The organism is Streptomyces griseus, from assembly GCF_900460065.1.
GTDB classification, from domain to species: Bacteria; Actinomycetota; Actinomycetes; order Streptomycetales; family Streptomycetaceae; genus Streptomyces; species Streptomyces griseus.
In genome coordinates this window covers 216760-231115 of sequence record NZ_UAVD01000023.1, presented here as the reverse complement: position 1 = coordinate 231115, position 14356 = coordinate 216760, and the positions used below count along the sequence as shown (strand labels likewise).

General features: G+C 73.4%; 13 protein-coding genes. 4 read left to right on the top strand and 9 right to left on the bottom strand.

Translation table 11 applies throughout. The features are described from left to right. Positions 1-25 precede the first annotated feature (25 nt). On the bottom strand, positions 26-652 hold the full coding sequence (locus DTB53_RS10335) for an NUDIX domain-containing protein (protein WP_003970027.1): 627 nt from the start codon (positions 650-652) through the stop codon (positions 26-28). Positions 653-740: 88 nt separating this feature from the next. Further along, positions 741-2408 (bottom strand): CTP synthase, encoded by a 1668-nt coding sequence (gene pyrG / locus DTB53_RS10330; RefSeq protein WP_003970026.1) that lies wholly within the window; start codon positions 2406-2408, stop codon positions 741-743. 443 nt (positions 2409-2851) lie between these two features. On the opposite strand from pyrG, the gene DTB53_RS10325 reads away from it, so the two are divergent. Further along, positions 2852-4654, top strand: coding sequence for a glycoside hydrolase family 15 protein (locus tag DTB53_RS10325; protein WP_030706096.1), 1803 nt, complete (start codon positions 2852-2854; stop codon positions 4652-4654). Between the two features lie 124 nt (positions 4655-4778). Here DTB53_RS10325 and DTB53_RS10320 read toward each other — a convergent pair whose 3' ends face one another. Then, positions 4779-5585, bottom strand: a complete 807-nt coding sequence (locus DTB53_RS10320) for an aminotransferase class IV family protein (RefSeq protein ID WP_012381487.1) — start codon at positions 5583-5585, stop codon at positions 4779-4781. A 60-nt stretch (positions 5586-5645) separates the two neighbouring features. On the opposite strand from DTB53_RS10320, the gene DTB53_RS10315 reads away from it, so the two are divergent. Together DTB53_RS10315 and DTB53_RS10310 are read left to right on the top strand one after the other, a co-directional pair. Continuing rightward, positions 5646-5990: a MerR family transcriptional regulator gene (locus DTB53_RS10315; protein WP_003970023.1), complete on the top strand. Its 345-nt coding sequence runs from the start codon at positions 5646-5648 to the stop codon at positions 5988-5990. A gap of 140 nt (positions 5991-6130) precedes the next feature. Beyond that, positions 6131-7756: a PucR family transcriptional regulator gene (locus DTB53_RS10310; RefSeq protein WP_012381486.1), complete on the top strand. Its 1626-nt coding sequence runs from the start codon at positions 6131-6133 to the stop codon at positions 7754-7756. A 24-nt stretch (positions 7757-7780) separates the two neighbouring features. On the opposite strand, the gene DTB53_RS10305 is transcribed toward DTB53_RS10310, so the two are convergent. The 5 genes from DTB53_RS10305 to DTB53_RS10285 form a co-directional block, all read right to left on the bottom strand. Continuing rightward, complete coding sequence (locus tag DTB53_RS10305) at positions 7781-8878, bottom strand: glycosyltransferase family 4 protein (protein WP_012381485.1); 1098 nt, start codon at positions 8876-8878, stop codon at positions 7781-7783. A gap of 237 nt (positions 8879-9115) precedes the next feature. Further along, positions 9116-10858 carry a DNA repair protein RecN gene (recN, locus tag DTB53_RS10300; protein WP_012381484.1) on the bottom strand — a complete coding sequence of 581 codons (1743 nt, stop codon included), beginning with the start codon at positions 10856-10858 and terminating at the stop codon, positions 9116-9118. A 118-nt stretch (positions 10859-10976) separates the two neighbouring features. Then, positions 10977-11882, bottom strand: coding sequence for an NAD kinase (locus tag DTB53_RS10295; protein ID WP_012381483.1), 906 nt, complete (start codon positions 11880-11882; stop codon positions 10977-10979). Between the two features lie 8 nt (positions 11883-11890). Further along, positions 11891-12706 carry a TlyA family RNA methyltransferase gene (locus tag DTB53_RS10290; protein WP_012381482.1) on the bottom strand — a complete coding sequence of 272 codons (816 nt, stop codon included), beginning with the start codon at positions 12704-12706 and terminating at the stop codon, positions 11891-11893. 7 nt (positions 12707-12713) lie between these two features. Next, entirely contained in the window at positions 12714-13013 is a 300-nt protein-coding gene (locus tag DTB53_RS10285; RefSeq protein ID WP_012381481.1) for a hypothetical protein, read from the bottom strand. Between the two features lie 42 nt (positions 13014-13055). Between DTB53_RS10285 and DTB53_RS10280 the strand changes: the two genes are divergently transcribed. Next, positions 13056-13403, top strand: a complete 348-nt coding sequence (locus DTB53_RS10280) for an SCP2 sterol-binding domain-containing protein (protein WP_012381480.1) — start codon at positions 13056-13058, stop codon at positions 13401-13403. A gap of 140 nt (positions 13404-13543) precedes the next feature. Here DTB53_RS10280 and DTB53_RS10275 read toward each other — a convergent pair whose 3' ends face one another. After that, positions 13544-14344: an ABC transporter ATP-binding protein gene (locus tag DTB53_RS10275; protein WP_030706100.1), complete on the bottom strand. Its 801-nt coding sequence runs from the start codon at positions 14342-14344 to the stop codon at positions 13544-13546. Between the last annotated feature and the right edge of the window lie 12 nt (positions 14345-14356).

Genomic DNA, 14356 nt, shown 5'->3' with positions numbered 1-14356 from the left:
GCAGGGCAGCGGTTCCGACGCTCCGTCAGGCCTCGAAGGGCCGGGCCGGCCAGGGCGCGTCGGCGGGGCGCAGGCTGTCGACGCCGTCGCCCGCGCGTACGGCGGAGAGCGCGAGCACCCCGACGACCAGGCAGTTGTTGTGCACGTCCCCCGCGATCGCCGAGCGGACCAACTCGGGAAGCGGCACCCGGGCGTGCTCCATGTCGGCCTCCTCCTCCGAGACCGCGTACCGCTCGCCCTCCGCCTCGGAGAGATCGCGGGCGAGGAAGATCCGCACGGCCTCGTCGCAGCCGCCGGGCGTGGTGTAGACGTCGGTCAGCACCCGCCAGTCCTCGGCCTTGACGTGCGCCTCCTCGTACAGCTCGCGCTGGGCGGCGTGCAGGGGGTTCTCGCCGGGGACGTCGAGCAGTCCGGCCGGGATCTCCCAGAGCCGGTGACGCACCGGGTGGCGGTACTGACGCAGCACGATGACCCGGTCCTCGTCGTCCAGCGCGAGGACCGCGACGGAGCCGGGGTGGACCTGGTAGTCACGGCCGTGGACGGACCCGTCGGGCATCACCACCTGGTCGGTGCGGACGCTGGTCTTGTTGCCGGTGAAGGGCGTTGCGGTCGCGGTGACCTGCCACTCCTCGGGCTTGTCCTGGATACCCATGTACGTGCACGTCCTCCCACGAACCAACGGAAACCGGGGTACCGATCCGCGCGGGATCGGTACCCCGGTCAACCGTAATGCCTCGGTGTTACGCGTCCGCGCCCTTCGCGGCGGCGACCTGGCGCGCGACGGCGGCCTTCACCAGACCCGCGAACAGCGGGTGCGGGCGGGTCGGGCGGGAGCGCAGCTCCGGGTGCGCCTGGGTGGCGACCAGGTAGGGGTGCGTCTCGCGCGGGTACTCCACGTACTCGACGAGCTTGTTGTCCGGGGAGGTGCCGGAGAAGACCAGTCCGGCCTTCTTCTCCAGCTCGGAGCGGTAGGCGTTGTTGACCTCGTAGCGGTGGCGGTGGCGCTCCTCCACGTACGGCTGGCCGTCGTAGGCCTCGCGGACGAGGGAGCCCTCGGCGAGCTTGGCCGGGTAGAGGCCGAGCCGCATGGTGCCGCCCAGGTCGCCCGCGCCCTCGACGTAGGCGAGCTGCTCCTCCATCGTCGAGATGACGGGGTGGGAGGTGGCGGCGTCGAACTCGGTGGAGTTGGCGTCGGGGATCTCGGCGAGCGAGCGGGCCGCCTCGATCACGATGCACTGGAGGCCGAGGCAGAGGCCGAGCAGCGGGACCTTGTTCTCGCGGGCGTAGCGGATGGCGCCGACCTTGCCGTCGACCCCGCGCTCGCCGAAGCCGCCCGGGATGCAGATCGCGTCGACGTCCCCGAGGTGCTCGGCGGCGCCGGCGGCGGTGCGGCAGTCGTCGGAGGTGACCCACTTGACCTTGACCCGGGCCTTGTTGGCGAAGCCGCCGGCGCGGATCGCCTCGGTGACCGAGAGGTAGGCGTCGGGCAGGTCGATGTACTTGCCGACCAGCGCGACCGTGACCTCGTGGTCGGGGTTGTGGACCCGGTCCAGCAGGTCGTCCCAGGTGGTCCAGTCGACGTCCCGGAACGGCAGGTCGAGCTTGCGCACGACGTAGGCGTCCAGGCCCTCGGTGTGCAGCACCTTGGGGATGTCGTAGATCGAGCGGGCGTCCGGGCAGGCCACCACGGCGGTCTCGTCGACGTCGCACATCAGCGAGATCTTGCGCTTGATGGCGGTGGGCACCTCGCGGTCGGCGCGCAGCACGATGGCGTCCGGCTGGATACCGATGTTGCGCAGGGCGGCCACCGAGTGCTGGGTGGGCTTGGTCTTCAGCTCGCCGGAGGGGCCGATGTAGGGCAGCAGCGAGATGTGGACGACGAAGACGTTGTCCCGGCCGACCTCGTGGCGGACCTGGCGGACGGTCTCCAGGAACGGCAGCGACTCGATGTCGCCGACCGTGCCGCCGACCTCGGTGATGACGACGTCCACGTCCTCGGCGGCCATGCGGCGGATGCGGTGCTTGATCTCGTTGGTGATGTGCGGGATGACCTGGACGGTGTCGCCCAGGTACTCGCCGCGCCGCTCCTTGGCAATGACCTGCGAGTAGACCTGGCCGGTGGTCACGTTGGCCGAGCCGTCGAGGTCGACGTCGAGGAAGCGCTCGTAGTGGCCGATGTCCAGGTCGGTCTCGGCGCCGTCGTTCGTGACGAACACCTCACCGTGCTGGAAGGGGTTCATCGTGCCCGGGTCGACGTTGAGGTAGGGGTCGAGCTTCTGCATGGTGACCCGCAGGCCCCGCGCCTTGAGCAGGGCACCCAGGCTGGAGGCAGTCAGACCCTTGCCGAGGGAGGAGGCGACACCCCCGGTGACGAAGATGTGCTTGGTCGTCGTGGATGTGGGCTGCATAGCCAAAGGGGGCTCCCGTGGTCGCGATTTCGAGGTGCGTACCGGCGACCGAACCGGAGATTCCGGGGGTGCCGTCGCTGCGGTTCGGGGGCCTCGTGCGCTGTCGCGAACGACCACCGGTCCACGGGCTACCAGGGTAACAGCGACGGCGGGAGGCTGCTTCCGGCCACACCCTGCACAGAGGCGTCACAGCATCACCCCAGTCACTTCACGTCCCACCCGATCAGCTCAGAGATGTTGCGGAGACCGTCGCGCGGATCTTCGTGCTGCGTCGTATCCTGCTCAAACACTCGCTGCCGAGACGGCCGGGGCAGCGGCACCACCCAGGCCGCCCACCGGTACAGGACTCGTCGGATCTTGCCGGGTGAAAGACCCTACGACCCCCTTGACCCGCAGTAAGCGCCCTTTGACGGGGCGACATGGCCGTTCGACTGGAGACGCACGTGGCCGGGCGCATCGAGGATTACGCACTCATCGGAGACATGCAGACCGCTGCCCTGGTCTGCCGGGACGGCACAGCCGACTGGTTGTGCCTGCCCCGCTTCGACTCGCACGCCGTTTTCGCGGGGCTTCTGGGCACCGAGGAACACGGCTTCTGGCGCCTGGGCCCCGCGAGAGCGGAAGGAACAGAACCGGCCTCCGCCGACCGGCGGCGGTATCGCGGCGACTCCCTCGTCCTGGAATCGGAGTGGGACACACCGCGCGGCACCGTACGGGTGACCGATTTCATGCCGCCGCGTGACGGCGCGCCCCAGCTGATCCGGATCGTGGAGGGTGTCAGCGGCCGGGTGCCGATGCGCTCGGAACTGCGGATGCGGTTCAGCTACGGCCGGGTGACGCCCTGGGTGCACAAGGTCGACAACCGCACGGTCGCCGTCGCCGGCCCGGACTCCGTCTGGCTGGACACCGAGGCGGAGACGTACGGCAAGAACCTGACCACCTACTCCGACTTCACCGTCGGACCCGGCGAACGGGTGGCGTTCACGATCAGCTGGCAGCCCTCGCACCACGGGCCGCCCGCCCTCCCGGAGCCCGAGGGGGCCCTGGAGGCGACCGAGCTGTTCTGGCGCGAATGGGTCGACCAGTGCACGTACCACGGGCCCTACCGGGAGGCGGTCGTCCGCTCCCTGATCACGCTGAAGGCCCTGACCTACGCGCCGACCGGGGGCATCGTCGCGGCCCCGACCACCTCGCTGCCCGAGGAGATCGGGGGCGTACGGAACTGGGACTACCGCTACACCTGGCTGCGGGACGCCGCGATCACGCTCTCCTCGCTGCTGCGCACCGGATACCGCGAGGAGGCCCGCGCCTGGCGCGAGTGGCTGCTGCGGGCGGTGGCGGGCGACCCGGAGAACCTCCAGATCATGTACGGCATCGCCGGCGAGCGCGAGCTCGGCGAGGCGGAGCTGGACTGGCTGCCCGGTTACGAGAACTCCACCCCCGTCCGGGTCGGCAACGGCGCGGCCAACCAGCTCCAGCTCGACGTGTACGGCGAGGTCACCGAGGCGCTGCACCTGGCGCACATGACGGGGCTGACCCGCAACGACTACGCCATGGGCCTCCAGCTCAAGCTGATCGAGTACCTGGAGAAGCACTGGGAGGAGCCCGACGAGGGCATCTGGGAGGTGCGCGGGCCGCGCCGGCACTTCGTGCACTCGAAGGTGATGGCGTGGGTCGCGGTCGACCGGACGATCAAGCTGGTCGAGTCCGGGGACGTCGAGGGCCCGCTGGAGCGGTGGCACCAGCTCCGCGACGACATCCACCGCGATGTCTGCGAGCGCGGCTACGACAAGGAACGCAACACCTTCACCCAGTCCTACGGGTCGAAGGAACTGGACGCCTCCCTGCTGCTCATCCCGCAGATGGGCTTCCTGCCGCCGGACGACAAGCGGGTCATCGGCACGATCGAGGCGATCCAGCGGGAGCTGTCCACGGAGGACGGCTTCATCCTGCGCTACCCGACCGAGGGCGAGAACGCCGGTGTCGACGGGCTGGCCGGCGACGAGGGCGCCTTCCTGGCCTGCTCGTTCTGGATGGCCGACGATCTGGCGATGATCGGCCGGGTCGACGAGGCGCGCCAGCTGTTCGAGAAGCTGCTGTCGCTCCGCAACGACCTCGGGCTGCTGGCCGAGGAGTGGGACTCGAACCTCCAGCGCCAGGTGGGGAACTTCCCGCAGGCGTTCAGCCACGTCCCGCTGATCGACACCGCGCTGCGGCTGACGGCGAGCGGCGCGTACGTGGGCTGAGCCGCCGCCGACGGTGAGGACGGCCGCCCCGGGCTCCCCGGGGCGGCCGTCGCGTGCTCCCGGCCGTCGTCGCGCGCTCTCGGTGACCGTCCTCGCGCGCTCGCGGAGCGGTCGTCGCGCGTGTTCAGGGGGCGGTGAGCGGTTCGGCCTCGTACGCCCGGTGGAGCAGCTCCAGGAACGACGGGGCGGCCGGCAGTTCGACCGCGCCGATCCGGTGGACGGCCACGCCCGGCGTCCAGGAGTTCATGACGACCGCCCCGGCGAGGCCCGGCAGGTCGCCGGGGGTGACCGCGACGGTCCGCTGTCCGACCCCGAGCCGGTCCAGCTGCCGCTGGACGATGCCCAGGGTCGTCCCGGTCAGCAGTCCGGCCCGGGGCCACAGCACCGACGCACCGTCCCAGAAGGCGAGGTTCCAGATCGTCGCCTCGCTGAACCGGCCCTCCGCGTCCAGGAACGCGGCGTCGTCGAAGCCGTCGGCGACGGCCCCGCGGAGCAGCCGCGTCTTGGCCGGCTCCCCCACGTGCTTGATGTGCGGCTGGAACCGGTCGTGCCGGACCGCGGCCAGGGCGAGCGGCCCGGCGGGTCCGGACGACGCCGGTCCGGTGCGCACCAGCAGCGCGGGATCGGCGTCGGCCGCGGTGAACTCGCCCGCCGGGGAGTACACCGTGGCCGTCAGCGAGAGATCGGCCGGCCCGTCGCGGAGCGCCGTGCGCAGGCGCGAGCGCACCAGGTCGTCCGGCAGGGCCCGGCCGAACAGCTCCGCCGAAGCGGACCTGAGCCGCTCCAGATGGAGATCGAGGCCGCGCACCCGGCCTTCGCGGACCTGTACGGCGGTGAAGTGGGCGTGGCCCGCGAAGGCGAGCGGCGCGAGGTCGGCGGCGGTGGCCGGCCGGCCGTTCACCTGAACGATGTACGGGGAATCCTGGTTCATGGTCCGGACGTTAGGGCCTGACACCGGTGACAAGGTCAAGAGGGAACGGGGCACGGGCACATGCTGATCGGGGAGTTGTCCCGGCGGACGGGCGCCAGCGCGCGGTCGCTGCGGTACTACGAGGCGCAGGGGCTGTTGTCGGCCGGGCGGGGCGTCAACGGCTACCGGGCTTACGGCGAGGAGGCCGTGGTGACCGTGGCGCAGATCCGCGCGCTGCTGCGGGCGGGCCTGACCACCGAGGTGATCGCCCAGGTGCTGCCGTGCGCCCGGGGCGAGGGACCCGTGTTCGACTGGTGCGCGGAGCTGCGGGAGATCCTCGGCGGGGAGCTGGCGGTGATGGACGAGCGGATCGAGGCGCTGCGGCTGAACCGCGGCGCGCTCGCGGAGTTGCTGACGAAGCCCTGACCGGCGGGGCCCGGCCCGGCGGCGCGTCCGCGCTCCTCCCCTGCGATGCGCGCCCCGGCCCCCGGGCGGTAGCGTCCTGACCAGGACGGCCGCCCGATCGACGGGGGTCGGGGCAGGGCACAAGGGAAGCGGGCCGGTACGTGGAGAGCCACAGCGGAATCACCGTGCAGCGGGCGCTGGAGCTGCCGGGGCTGCGCGCCGGGCTCCCGGAGGTGGTGGCCGGCGCCGACCGGCTGAACCGCACCGTGCGCTGGGTGCACGCGGGCGAGGTCCCCAACATCGCCTCGCTCCTCAAGGGCGGCGAGCTGCTCCTGACCACCGGCCTGGGCCTGGGCGCCCGCCCCGCCGAACAGCGCGCCTTCGTCCGCCGCCTCGCCGACCGGTCCATCGCGGCCCTGGTGGTGGAGCTCGGCCCGCGCTTCGGCCGACTGCCCGCCTCCATCGTGGACGCCGCCCGCGCGGCCGGGCTCCCGCTGGTCCAGCTGCACCGCGAGGTGCCGTTCGTCGCGGTGACCGAGGAGGTGCACACCGAGATCGTCAACGGGCACTACGCGCTGCTCCAGCAGGCCGAGGAGGTGCACCGGCGCGCCACCCGGGCGCTGCTCGACGGCGGCGGGGTGCCCCAGGTCCTCGGGATCCTCGCCGACTTCACCGCCAACCCGGTCTTCCTGGAGACGCCCGACGGCCGGCTCCTGTACGCGGCGTCCACCGGCACGGGACCGGTGGGCGCGGACCCGCTCCAGGTCTGGGAGGGCATGCGCGGCGACCGGGCGGCCCGGGAGAGCCCGCCGGCCGGCGCGGTGCTGGTGGACGTGCCCGGTGGCGGGCCCGAGACCGGTGCGGTACGGGCCCGGCTGGTGCTGCTCGCGGTCGCCGGGCCGCTGGCGACCGTGCACCGGATGGCGGCGGAGCGCGCGGCGGGGCTCCTCGCCGTCGTGCTGATGCAGGCCCGGCAGGAGGAGGAGCTGGCCGCCCGGGGCCGGGGCGACTTCCTCACCGACCTCGCGGAGGGCCGGATCGCCCCGGAGGACGCCCCCGCCCAGGCGCGGGTGCTCGGCTTCCGGCCCGGCGACACCCCGCTGCTCCCGGTGGTGATGCGGCTGGCCCCCGAGCTGTCCCCGTCGGGCAACTGGGCGGTGCTGGCCCGGGCGGTCCTGGAGGAGCTGGCCTCGGTCGGGGTGCCGGTGCTGCTCGGTGTGCGGCCCGTGGAGGGGCGGGTTCCGCTGCTGGTGGGGCTGCGTTCGGAGGGCGAGCGCACCGCGGTCGCGGACCGGGTGGCGGCGGCGCTGCGGGCCGGGGTGGAGCGGGCGGGCCTCGACCGTGCCGGATCGCGGCCGCCGGTGGTCGTGGTGGGTGTCGCGGGCGGCTGGGCCGCGGCGGGCGCCGGGCTGCGGCACGCCTCGGAGACGGCGACGGCCGCGCAGGGCCTGGACGACCGGCCGTGGTACGACGCCCGGCGCCTCGACATCGACCTGTTGCTGTGGCGGCTGCGGGACCATCCGGACCTGGCGGCGTTCGTGGACCGGGCGATCGGTCCGCTGCGCGAGCACGACCGCACCTCGCGCCCGCCGCTGCTGCCGACGCTCCAGGCGTATCTGGCGCACGCGGGCCGCAAGGCGGAGACCGCCCGCGAGCTGCACCTCAACCGCCAGACGCTCTACAACCGGCTGGCCCGGATCGGCGAGCTGCTGGGCACGGACCTGGACGACCCGCAGACGGTGCTGGCGCTGAGCCTGGCGCTGCGGGCCCGCCGCCACACGACCTGAGAGCGGGCCCGGGAACCCGTTCCGTCAGCGCGTCCGGCCGGTCGCCAGCGGCTCCGCCAGCTCGTCGTAGACGCTGAGCACATGGGCGATCGTGTCGTCCTCGGTGGGCCAGCCGGCCGCCTGCACCCGCCCGGCCTCGGCGAGCCGGGCGCGCTCCGCCGGGTCCCCGAGGAGCCGCACGACCGTACGGGCGAGGGCCTCGGCGTTGCCGTAGGGCACCAGTTCGGCTGCCGTACCGACCAGTTCGGGCAGGCCGCCGACCGCGGTGGCGACGAGCGGCACACCGGCCCGCAGCGCCTCCTGCGCGGGCGGGGAGCGGCCCTCCCACCGGCTCGGCAGCAGGGCCAGGTCGGCGGCGGCGAGCAACTCCCCCGCGCCGTCGGGGCCCGGGACGAGGGTGACGGGCAGCCCCTCGTCCCTGATCCGCCGTTGCAGAGCGCCCCGGTCGCGCCCCTCCCCCGCGATGACGAGCAGCGGCACCGGGTCCAGAGTCCGCCAGAGGCGGGCCGCGTCCAGCAGGACGTCGAAGCCGTGGTGCGGCAGGAGGCTGCCGACGGCCACCAGCAACGGCCGGTCCGCCGCGCCCAGTTCGACCCGCGTCTTGCCCTCGTCGTCGACGGCCGCGGGGCGCGGGCGCGGGAGGGCCACCGGGGCGAACCGGGCGTCGCGGGCGCCCCGCTCGCGGGCCCGGTCCACCAGGTCGGACGAGGGGGCGAGGACCACGGCCGCCGCCCGTGCGGCCCGCCGTTCCAGCAGGTGCAGGATCTGACGGCGGGCGCCTTCCGCGTACCGCCGGGTGTGCCAGGTCATCACCAGGGGCACCGTGCGTCCGCTCAGCGCGAGGGCGGTGCGGGCGGCCGCGTGGAGCCCGTGGGCGTGGACGACGTCCGCGCCCGCGCAGGCGGCCCGCAGCGCGGCGACGGCGGCCGGGTCGCTGCGCCGGGGCACCGGAAGGAACCGGGCCCCGGTCGACGTGAAGTCGTGAGCGCGGTCCGCCGCGGACGGGGCGCAGACGGTCACCCGCACCCCGCGCGCCACCAGCCCGGCGGCCAGCGAACCGACGTGCGCGCTGCTGCTCGCACTGCCGCCGCCCAGGACTTGGACCGTACGCAGTTGTGACACGTTGATTGGCTCCCCGGGGCTCCGGAGTCGGCGGAAGGGACAGCGCCAAGGATGCCAGCCCGTACGCGCGTTCCGGGACCGGCGGAACGTTGCTGCCGCGCACATGGCGACAACCGACCGGACCCCACCACCCTCAAGGGTGAATATCGGGGCGCGAGGTTGACGACATCGCCCGCCGGAAGCACGTACGGGCGGGAGCAATCCCCCGCCCGTACCCGCCCGGCCCGCCGCGGGCCGTTAGTCGGCGCGGGCCGTGGCCAGCAGCTCCTCGGCGTGGGCTCGGGCCGTCTCGGAGTCCTCCTGGCCCGCCAGCATCCGCGACAGCTCCCGGACCCGGTCCTCGCCCTCCAGGACCGTGACGCCGCTGCGGGTCACCGAGCCGTCCACGGTCTTCTCGACCAGCAGCTGCCGGTCGGCGAAGGCCGCCACCTGCGGCAGATGGGTCACGACCACCACCTGCGCGGACCGGGCGAGCTTGGCGAGCCGCCGGCCGACCTCGACGGCCGCCTTGCCTCCGACGCCCGCGTCGACCTCGTCGAAGAGGTACGTCGGTACGGGGTCGGAGCCCGCGAAGACGACCTCGACCGCGAGCATCACCCGGGACAGCTCACCGCCCGACGCCCCCTTGGCGATCGGCCGGGGCTGGGCGCCCGGGTGCGGGGCGAGCAGCAGCTCCACCTCGTCGGCGCCCGAAGGGCCGTACGCGACGCTCCGCCCGCCGATGTCGATGCCGGACGCCTCGTCCGCCGCCCCGGTCTGCGAGATGGCGAAGGAGACCCGGGCGTGCGGCATGGCGAGCGAGGCCAGCTCCTCGGTCACCGCCTCGGCGAACCGGGCGGCGGCCTCCGTACGGGCATCGGTCAACGCCTGCCCCAGCACGGAGAGTTCGGCCCGCAGCCCGTCACGCTCGGCGGTCAGCTCGCCGATCCGCTCGTCGTCGCCCTCCAGCTCGGTGAGCCGGCCCGCGCCCTCCTGGGCCCAGGCCAGCACGGCCGAGATGTCCTCCCCGTACTTACGGGTCAGGGTGGTCAGCGCGGCCCGGCGCTCCTCCACGGCGGCCAGCCGCAGCGGGTCGGCCTCCAACTGGTCGGCGTATCCGGCCAGCTCGCCGGAGACGTCGGCGATCAGGATGGAGATCTCCCCGATCCGGTCGGCCAGCGCGGCCAGCGCCGGATCGTGGGCCCGGACCCCGTCCAGGGCCTGTCCGGCGGCGGCGACGACCGTCGTCGCGTCGATGCTCTCCGGGTCCTCCGGGTTCCCGGCGAGCGCGGTGTGCGCGAGGGCGGCGGCGGAGGCGAGCGCCTCGGCGTGCCCGAGCCGCTCCGCCTCGGCGGCCAGCTCGACGTCCTCGCCCGGCAACGGCTCGACGGCGGCGACCTCGTTCAGACCGAACCGCAGCAGATCCGCCTCCTGGGCCCGTTCCCGGGCCCGGGTGGTCAGCTCCTCCAGGGTCGCGGCGACGGTCCGCAGCCGCCGGTAGGCCGCCGTGTACGCGGCGAGCGGGACCGCCACGCCGTCCCCGGCGTACCGGTCGAGCGCCCCGCGCTGCCGCGCGGGCTTGAGCAGGCCCTGCTGGTCGGTCTGTCCGTGCACGGCGACGAGTTCGTCCGCCAGCTCGGTCAGGATCCCCACCGGCACGGATCTGCCGCCGAGATGGGCCCGTGAGCGCCCTTCCGCCGACACCGTACGGCTGATGAGCAGCGCGCCGTCGTCGAGTTCCGCTCCGGCCTCCTCGGCCCGCAGCGCCGCGGCGTCGCCCTCGGACACCGTGATCCTGCCCTCCACGACCGCGGCCTTGGCCCCGACCCGTACGAGGGCGGGGTCCGCGCGCCCGCCGAGCAGCAGCCCGAGGCTCGTGACGACCATGGTCTTGCCCGCTCCGGTCTCACCCGTGACCGCGGTGAAACCGGGTGACAGCTCCACCACCGCGTCGTCGATGACTCCGAGCGACCGTATCCGCATCTCCTCCAACACGGACATGACCTTACGAGGTCGCGGGCCGGGCGCGCGACGGCCCCCGCTCCCGGATTCACTCTCCCGAGGGTCGCGAGGGCCGTGGGACGTCCTCACGGCCCTCAGCGCGGCGTCCCCGGAAAGCTCAGTGCGGCGCGCCCCGCCAGCCCGAGACGGGCAGCGCGAACTTCGCCACCAGACGATCGGTGAAGGAGGCCTGGTGCAGCCGCGCCAGCCGTACGGGCACCGCGCCGCGCCGCACCTCGACCCGCGCCCCGGCGGGCAGCTCCACGGTCCGCCGCCCGTCGCACCACAGCACCCCGTGCGGGGTGTGCGGCTGGACCTCGACCGCGAGCACGGACGTGGGCGACGTCACCAGCGGCTTGGCGAACAGCGCGTGGGCGCTGATCGGCACCATCAGCAGCGCCTCGACCTCGGGCCAGACGACGGGCCCGCCCGCCGAGAAGGCGTACGCGGTCGAACCGGTCGGGGTCGCGCAGACGATCCCGTCGCAGCCGAACCCGGTGACCGGGCGGCCGTCGATCTCCAGGACCACTTCGAGCATCCGCTCGGGCGACACCTTCTGTACCGCCGCCTCGTTGAGCGCCCAGTCGGCGTGCACGACGTCGCCGTTGCTGTGGACGAGGACGTCGATCGTCATCCGCTCCTCGACCTCGTAGTCGCGGGTGACGACCCGGGAGACCACCTTGTCGAGGTCGTCGCGCTCGGCTTCCGCGAGGAAGCCGACGCGTCCGAGGTTGACGCCGAGCATCGGCACCCCGGAGGCGCGGGAGAACTCCGCGCCGCGCAGCAGGGTGCCGTCACCCCCCAGGACGATCAGCAGCTCGCAGCCGTCCACGGCCGACGGGCTGGTGTCGGTGACCGTCTCGACGGTGTCCGGCAGCGGCAGATCGGCCGCCTCGGCCGCCGAGACCCGTACGCCGAGCCCGTTGCGCAGCAGCCCCTGCACGACGAGCTCAGCGCTGCGGATCGCGGCCGGCCGGCCGGTGTGCGCCAAAAGGAAGACTGTTCGTGCCGCATTCGTGGTCACATTCGTCGTCAACGAGGCCCCTCCGCCACTGCACGGTCGACATCCGCGGGATCCAGCTCGGGTGCGCCGGCCCGCAGCCACAGAAAGTACTCGACGTTCCCCGACGGGCCGGGCAGCGGACTGGCCGTCACCCCCTGGACGCCGAGTCCGAGCCCCCAGGCCCGGCGTGCCACTTCGCGCACGGCTTCGGCGCGCAGCTCCGGGCTCCGCACCACTCCGCCGCTGCCCAGCCGCTCCTTGCCCACCTCGAACTGCGGTTTGACCATGAGGACCAGGTCCGCGTCGGGCGCGGCGCACCGGGCGAGGGCGGGCAGCACGAGGCCCAGCGGGATGAAGGACAGATCCCCCACCACCAGGTCGACCGCCTCCCCGTCGATGGCCTCCAAGGTCAACTCCCGCACGTTCGTACGGTCCTTGACGACGACCCGCTCGTCGGACTGCAAGGACCACGCGAGCTGCCCGTAGCCGACGTCGACGGCGACGACCTGCCGGGCCCCGGCCCGCAGCAGCACGTCGGTGAACCCGCCGGTGGAGGCCCCGGCGTCCAGCGCCCGCCGGCCCCGAACGGTCAGCCCGAGCGGGCCGAAGGCGGCGAGCGCCCCGGCCAGCTTGTGGCCGCCGCGCGAGACGTAGTCCGGGTCGTCGTCGTCCTGGGTGACGACGATCGCGGCGGCCGTCTCGACCTGGGTGGCGGGTTTGGTCGCGGTGGTGCGGCCCACGGTGACGCGCCCCGCGGCGATCAGCTGGCTCGCGTGCTCGCGCGAGCGGGCGAGCTTGCGGCGTACCAGCTCGGCGTCGAGGCGGCGACGTGCCACTCCTGCCACGTTCGGTTCAGCTCCTGTTGTCGTGATGCGGGTGGTGGTGCGGGTCGTGCGGACGGTGCGAAGGCGTGGGCACGGGCCCGGCGGCCGGACGGGCGTCCAGCGAGGCGAGCTCGGACCGCAGACCGCGGTGTACATCCTCGTACACCTCGATGTGCCCGTCCGCCGGGAGGTGGTCCGCGTCCGCCAGCCGCCCCAGCACCACGTCCACCTCGGCCCGGCCGGTGGGGGTGCGCTCGACGCCCAGGGGCACGGGCTCCTCGGGCGTGCTCATGGGGGGCGCTCCGGCCTCCGGCATCACGTCGCTCATGCCGAAACGCTACATCGGCGGGCCGGTGTACCGTCGAGGACGATGGCGACCATGGCTGAGTGCCGCAGCGCACTGACAAGACTTTCCGACAACCTCGCGGCTGCCGAGGGCGACGTGCGCGGCGCGGCCTCCCTCGACCGCTCGCTGAGCTGTCACATCAAGGACCTCGACGTCACGTTCACCGGCAGGCTGGCCGACGGCCGGATCCAGGTCCGGGACACGGTCGAGGGGCCGCCCCGGGAGAAGGCCGAGATCAGGCTCGCGATGACGGGCGACGACCTGGTGGCGCTGGTGGACGGCGACCTGAACTTCGCGAAGGCGTGGGGCTCGGGCCGCGTACGCCTGGAGGCGGGCTTCAGGGACCTGCTGAAACTGAGATCGCTGCTGTAGACCGCACCGCGAGTCCGCCCCTCGTCAGCGCGCGGAGAACGTACGGGCACCGGTCGGGCCCGTCTCGGCCCCGGGGACGGAGCGCGCCTCCCGGCTCCCCCACACGGAGTCCTCGGGCGGCGGCCTTCCGAACGGAGTCCTCAGGCGGCGACCTTCCGAGCCTTGCGGGCCGCGGGCACGACCAGCGGCGTCCCGGTCTCCGGATCGTCGATCACCTGGCACCGCATCCCGAACACCCGCTCCACCAGCTCCGCGTCGACGACCTCCGAAGGCGGCCCCTCCGCGACGATCGCCCCGTCCCGCATCGCGATGAGGTGGGTGGCGTACCGCGCGGCGTGGTTCAGGTCGTGGAGCACCGCGACCAGCGTGCGGCCCTGCGTCTCGTGCAGCTCCGCGCACAGGTCGAGGACATCGATCTGGTGCTGGATGTCGAGGTACGTCGTGGGCTCGTCGAGCAGCAGCAGCGGCGTCTGCTGGGCCAGCGCCATGGCGATCCAGACCCGCTGGCGCTGACCACCGGAGAGTTCGTCGACATAGCGATCGGCCAGCTCGGCGACGCCGGTGGACTCCATGGACTCCTCGACGACTCGCTCGTCCTCCGGCGACCACTGCCGCAGCAGCCCCTGGTGGGGGTAGCGGCCGCGGGCGACGAGGTCGGCGACGGTGATCCCGTCGGGGGCTATGGAGGACTGCGGCAGCAGCCCCAGCGTCCGGGCGACCTTCTTCGCCGGCAGCTGGTGGATGGCCTCCCCGTCCAGCAGCACCTGCCCCCGGCTCGGCTTCAGCATCCGGGCGAGGGCACGCAGCAGGGTCGACTTGCCGCAGGCGTTGGGACCGACGATCACGGTGAAGGAGTTGTCGGGAATCTCCACCGAGAGGTTCTCGGTGATGACCCGCTGGTCGTAGCCGAGGGTCACCGATTCTGCGGTGAGGCGCTGCATGGTCGTACTCCC

Bases quoted from the DNA above. Each gene is read 5' to 3' on its own strand.
- DTB53_RS10335 (WP_003970027.1), bottom strand. From the start codon at position 652: ATGGGTATCCAGGACAAGCCCGAGGAGTGGCAGGTCACCGCGACCGCA.
- pyrG (WP_003970026.1), bottom strand. From the start codon at position 2,408: ATGCAGCCCACATCCACGACGACCAAGCACATCTTCGTCACCGGGGGT.
- DTB53_RS10320 (WP_012381487.1), bottom strand. From the start codon at position 5,585: ATGAACCAGGATTCCCCGTACATCGTTCAGGTGAACGGCCGGCCGGCC.
- DTB53_RS10315 (WP_003970023.1), top strand. From the start codon at position 5,646: ATGCTGATCGGGGAGTTGTCCCGGCGGACGGGCGCCAGCGCGCGGTCG.
- recN (WP_012381484.1), bottom strand. From the start codon at position 10,858: ATGTCCGTGTTGGAGGAGATGCGGATACGGTCGCTCGGAGTCATCGAC.
- DTB53_RS10285 (WP_012381481.1), bottom strand. From the start codon at position 13,013: ATGAGCGACGTGATGCCGGAGGCCGGAGCGCCCCCCATGAGCACGCCC.
- DTB53_RS10280 (WP_012381480.1), top strand. From the start codon at position 13,056: ATGGCGACCATGGCTGAGTGCCGCAGCGCACTGACAAGACTTTCCGAC.
- DTB53_RS10275 (WP_030706100.1), bottom strand. From the start codon at position 14,344: ATGCAGCGCCTCACCGCAGAATCGGTGACCCTCGGCTACGACCAGCGG.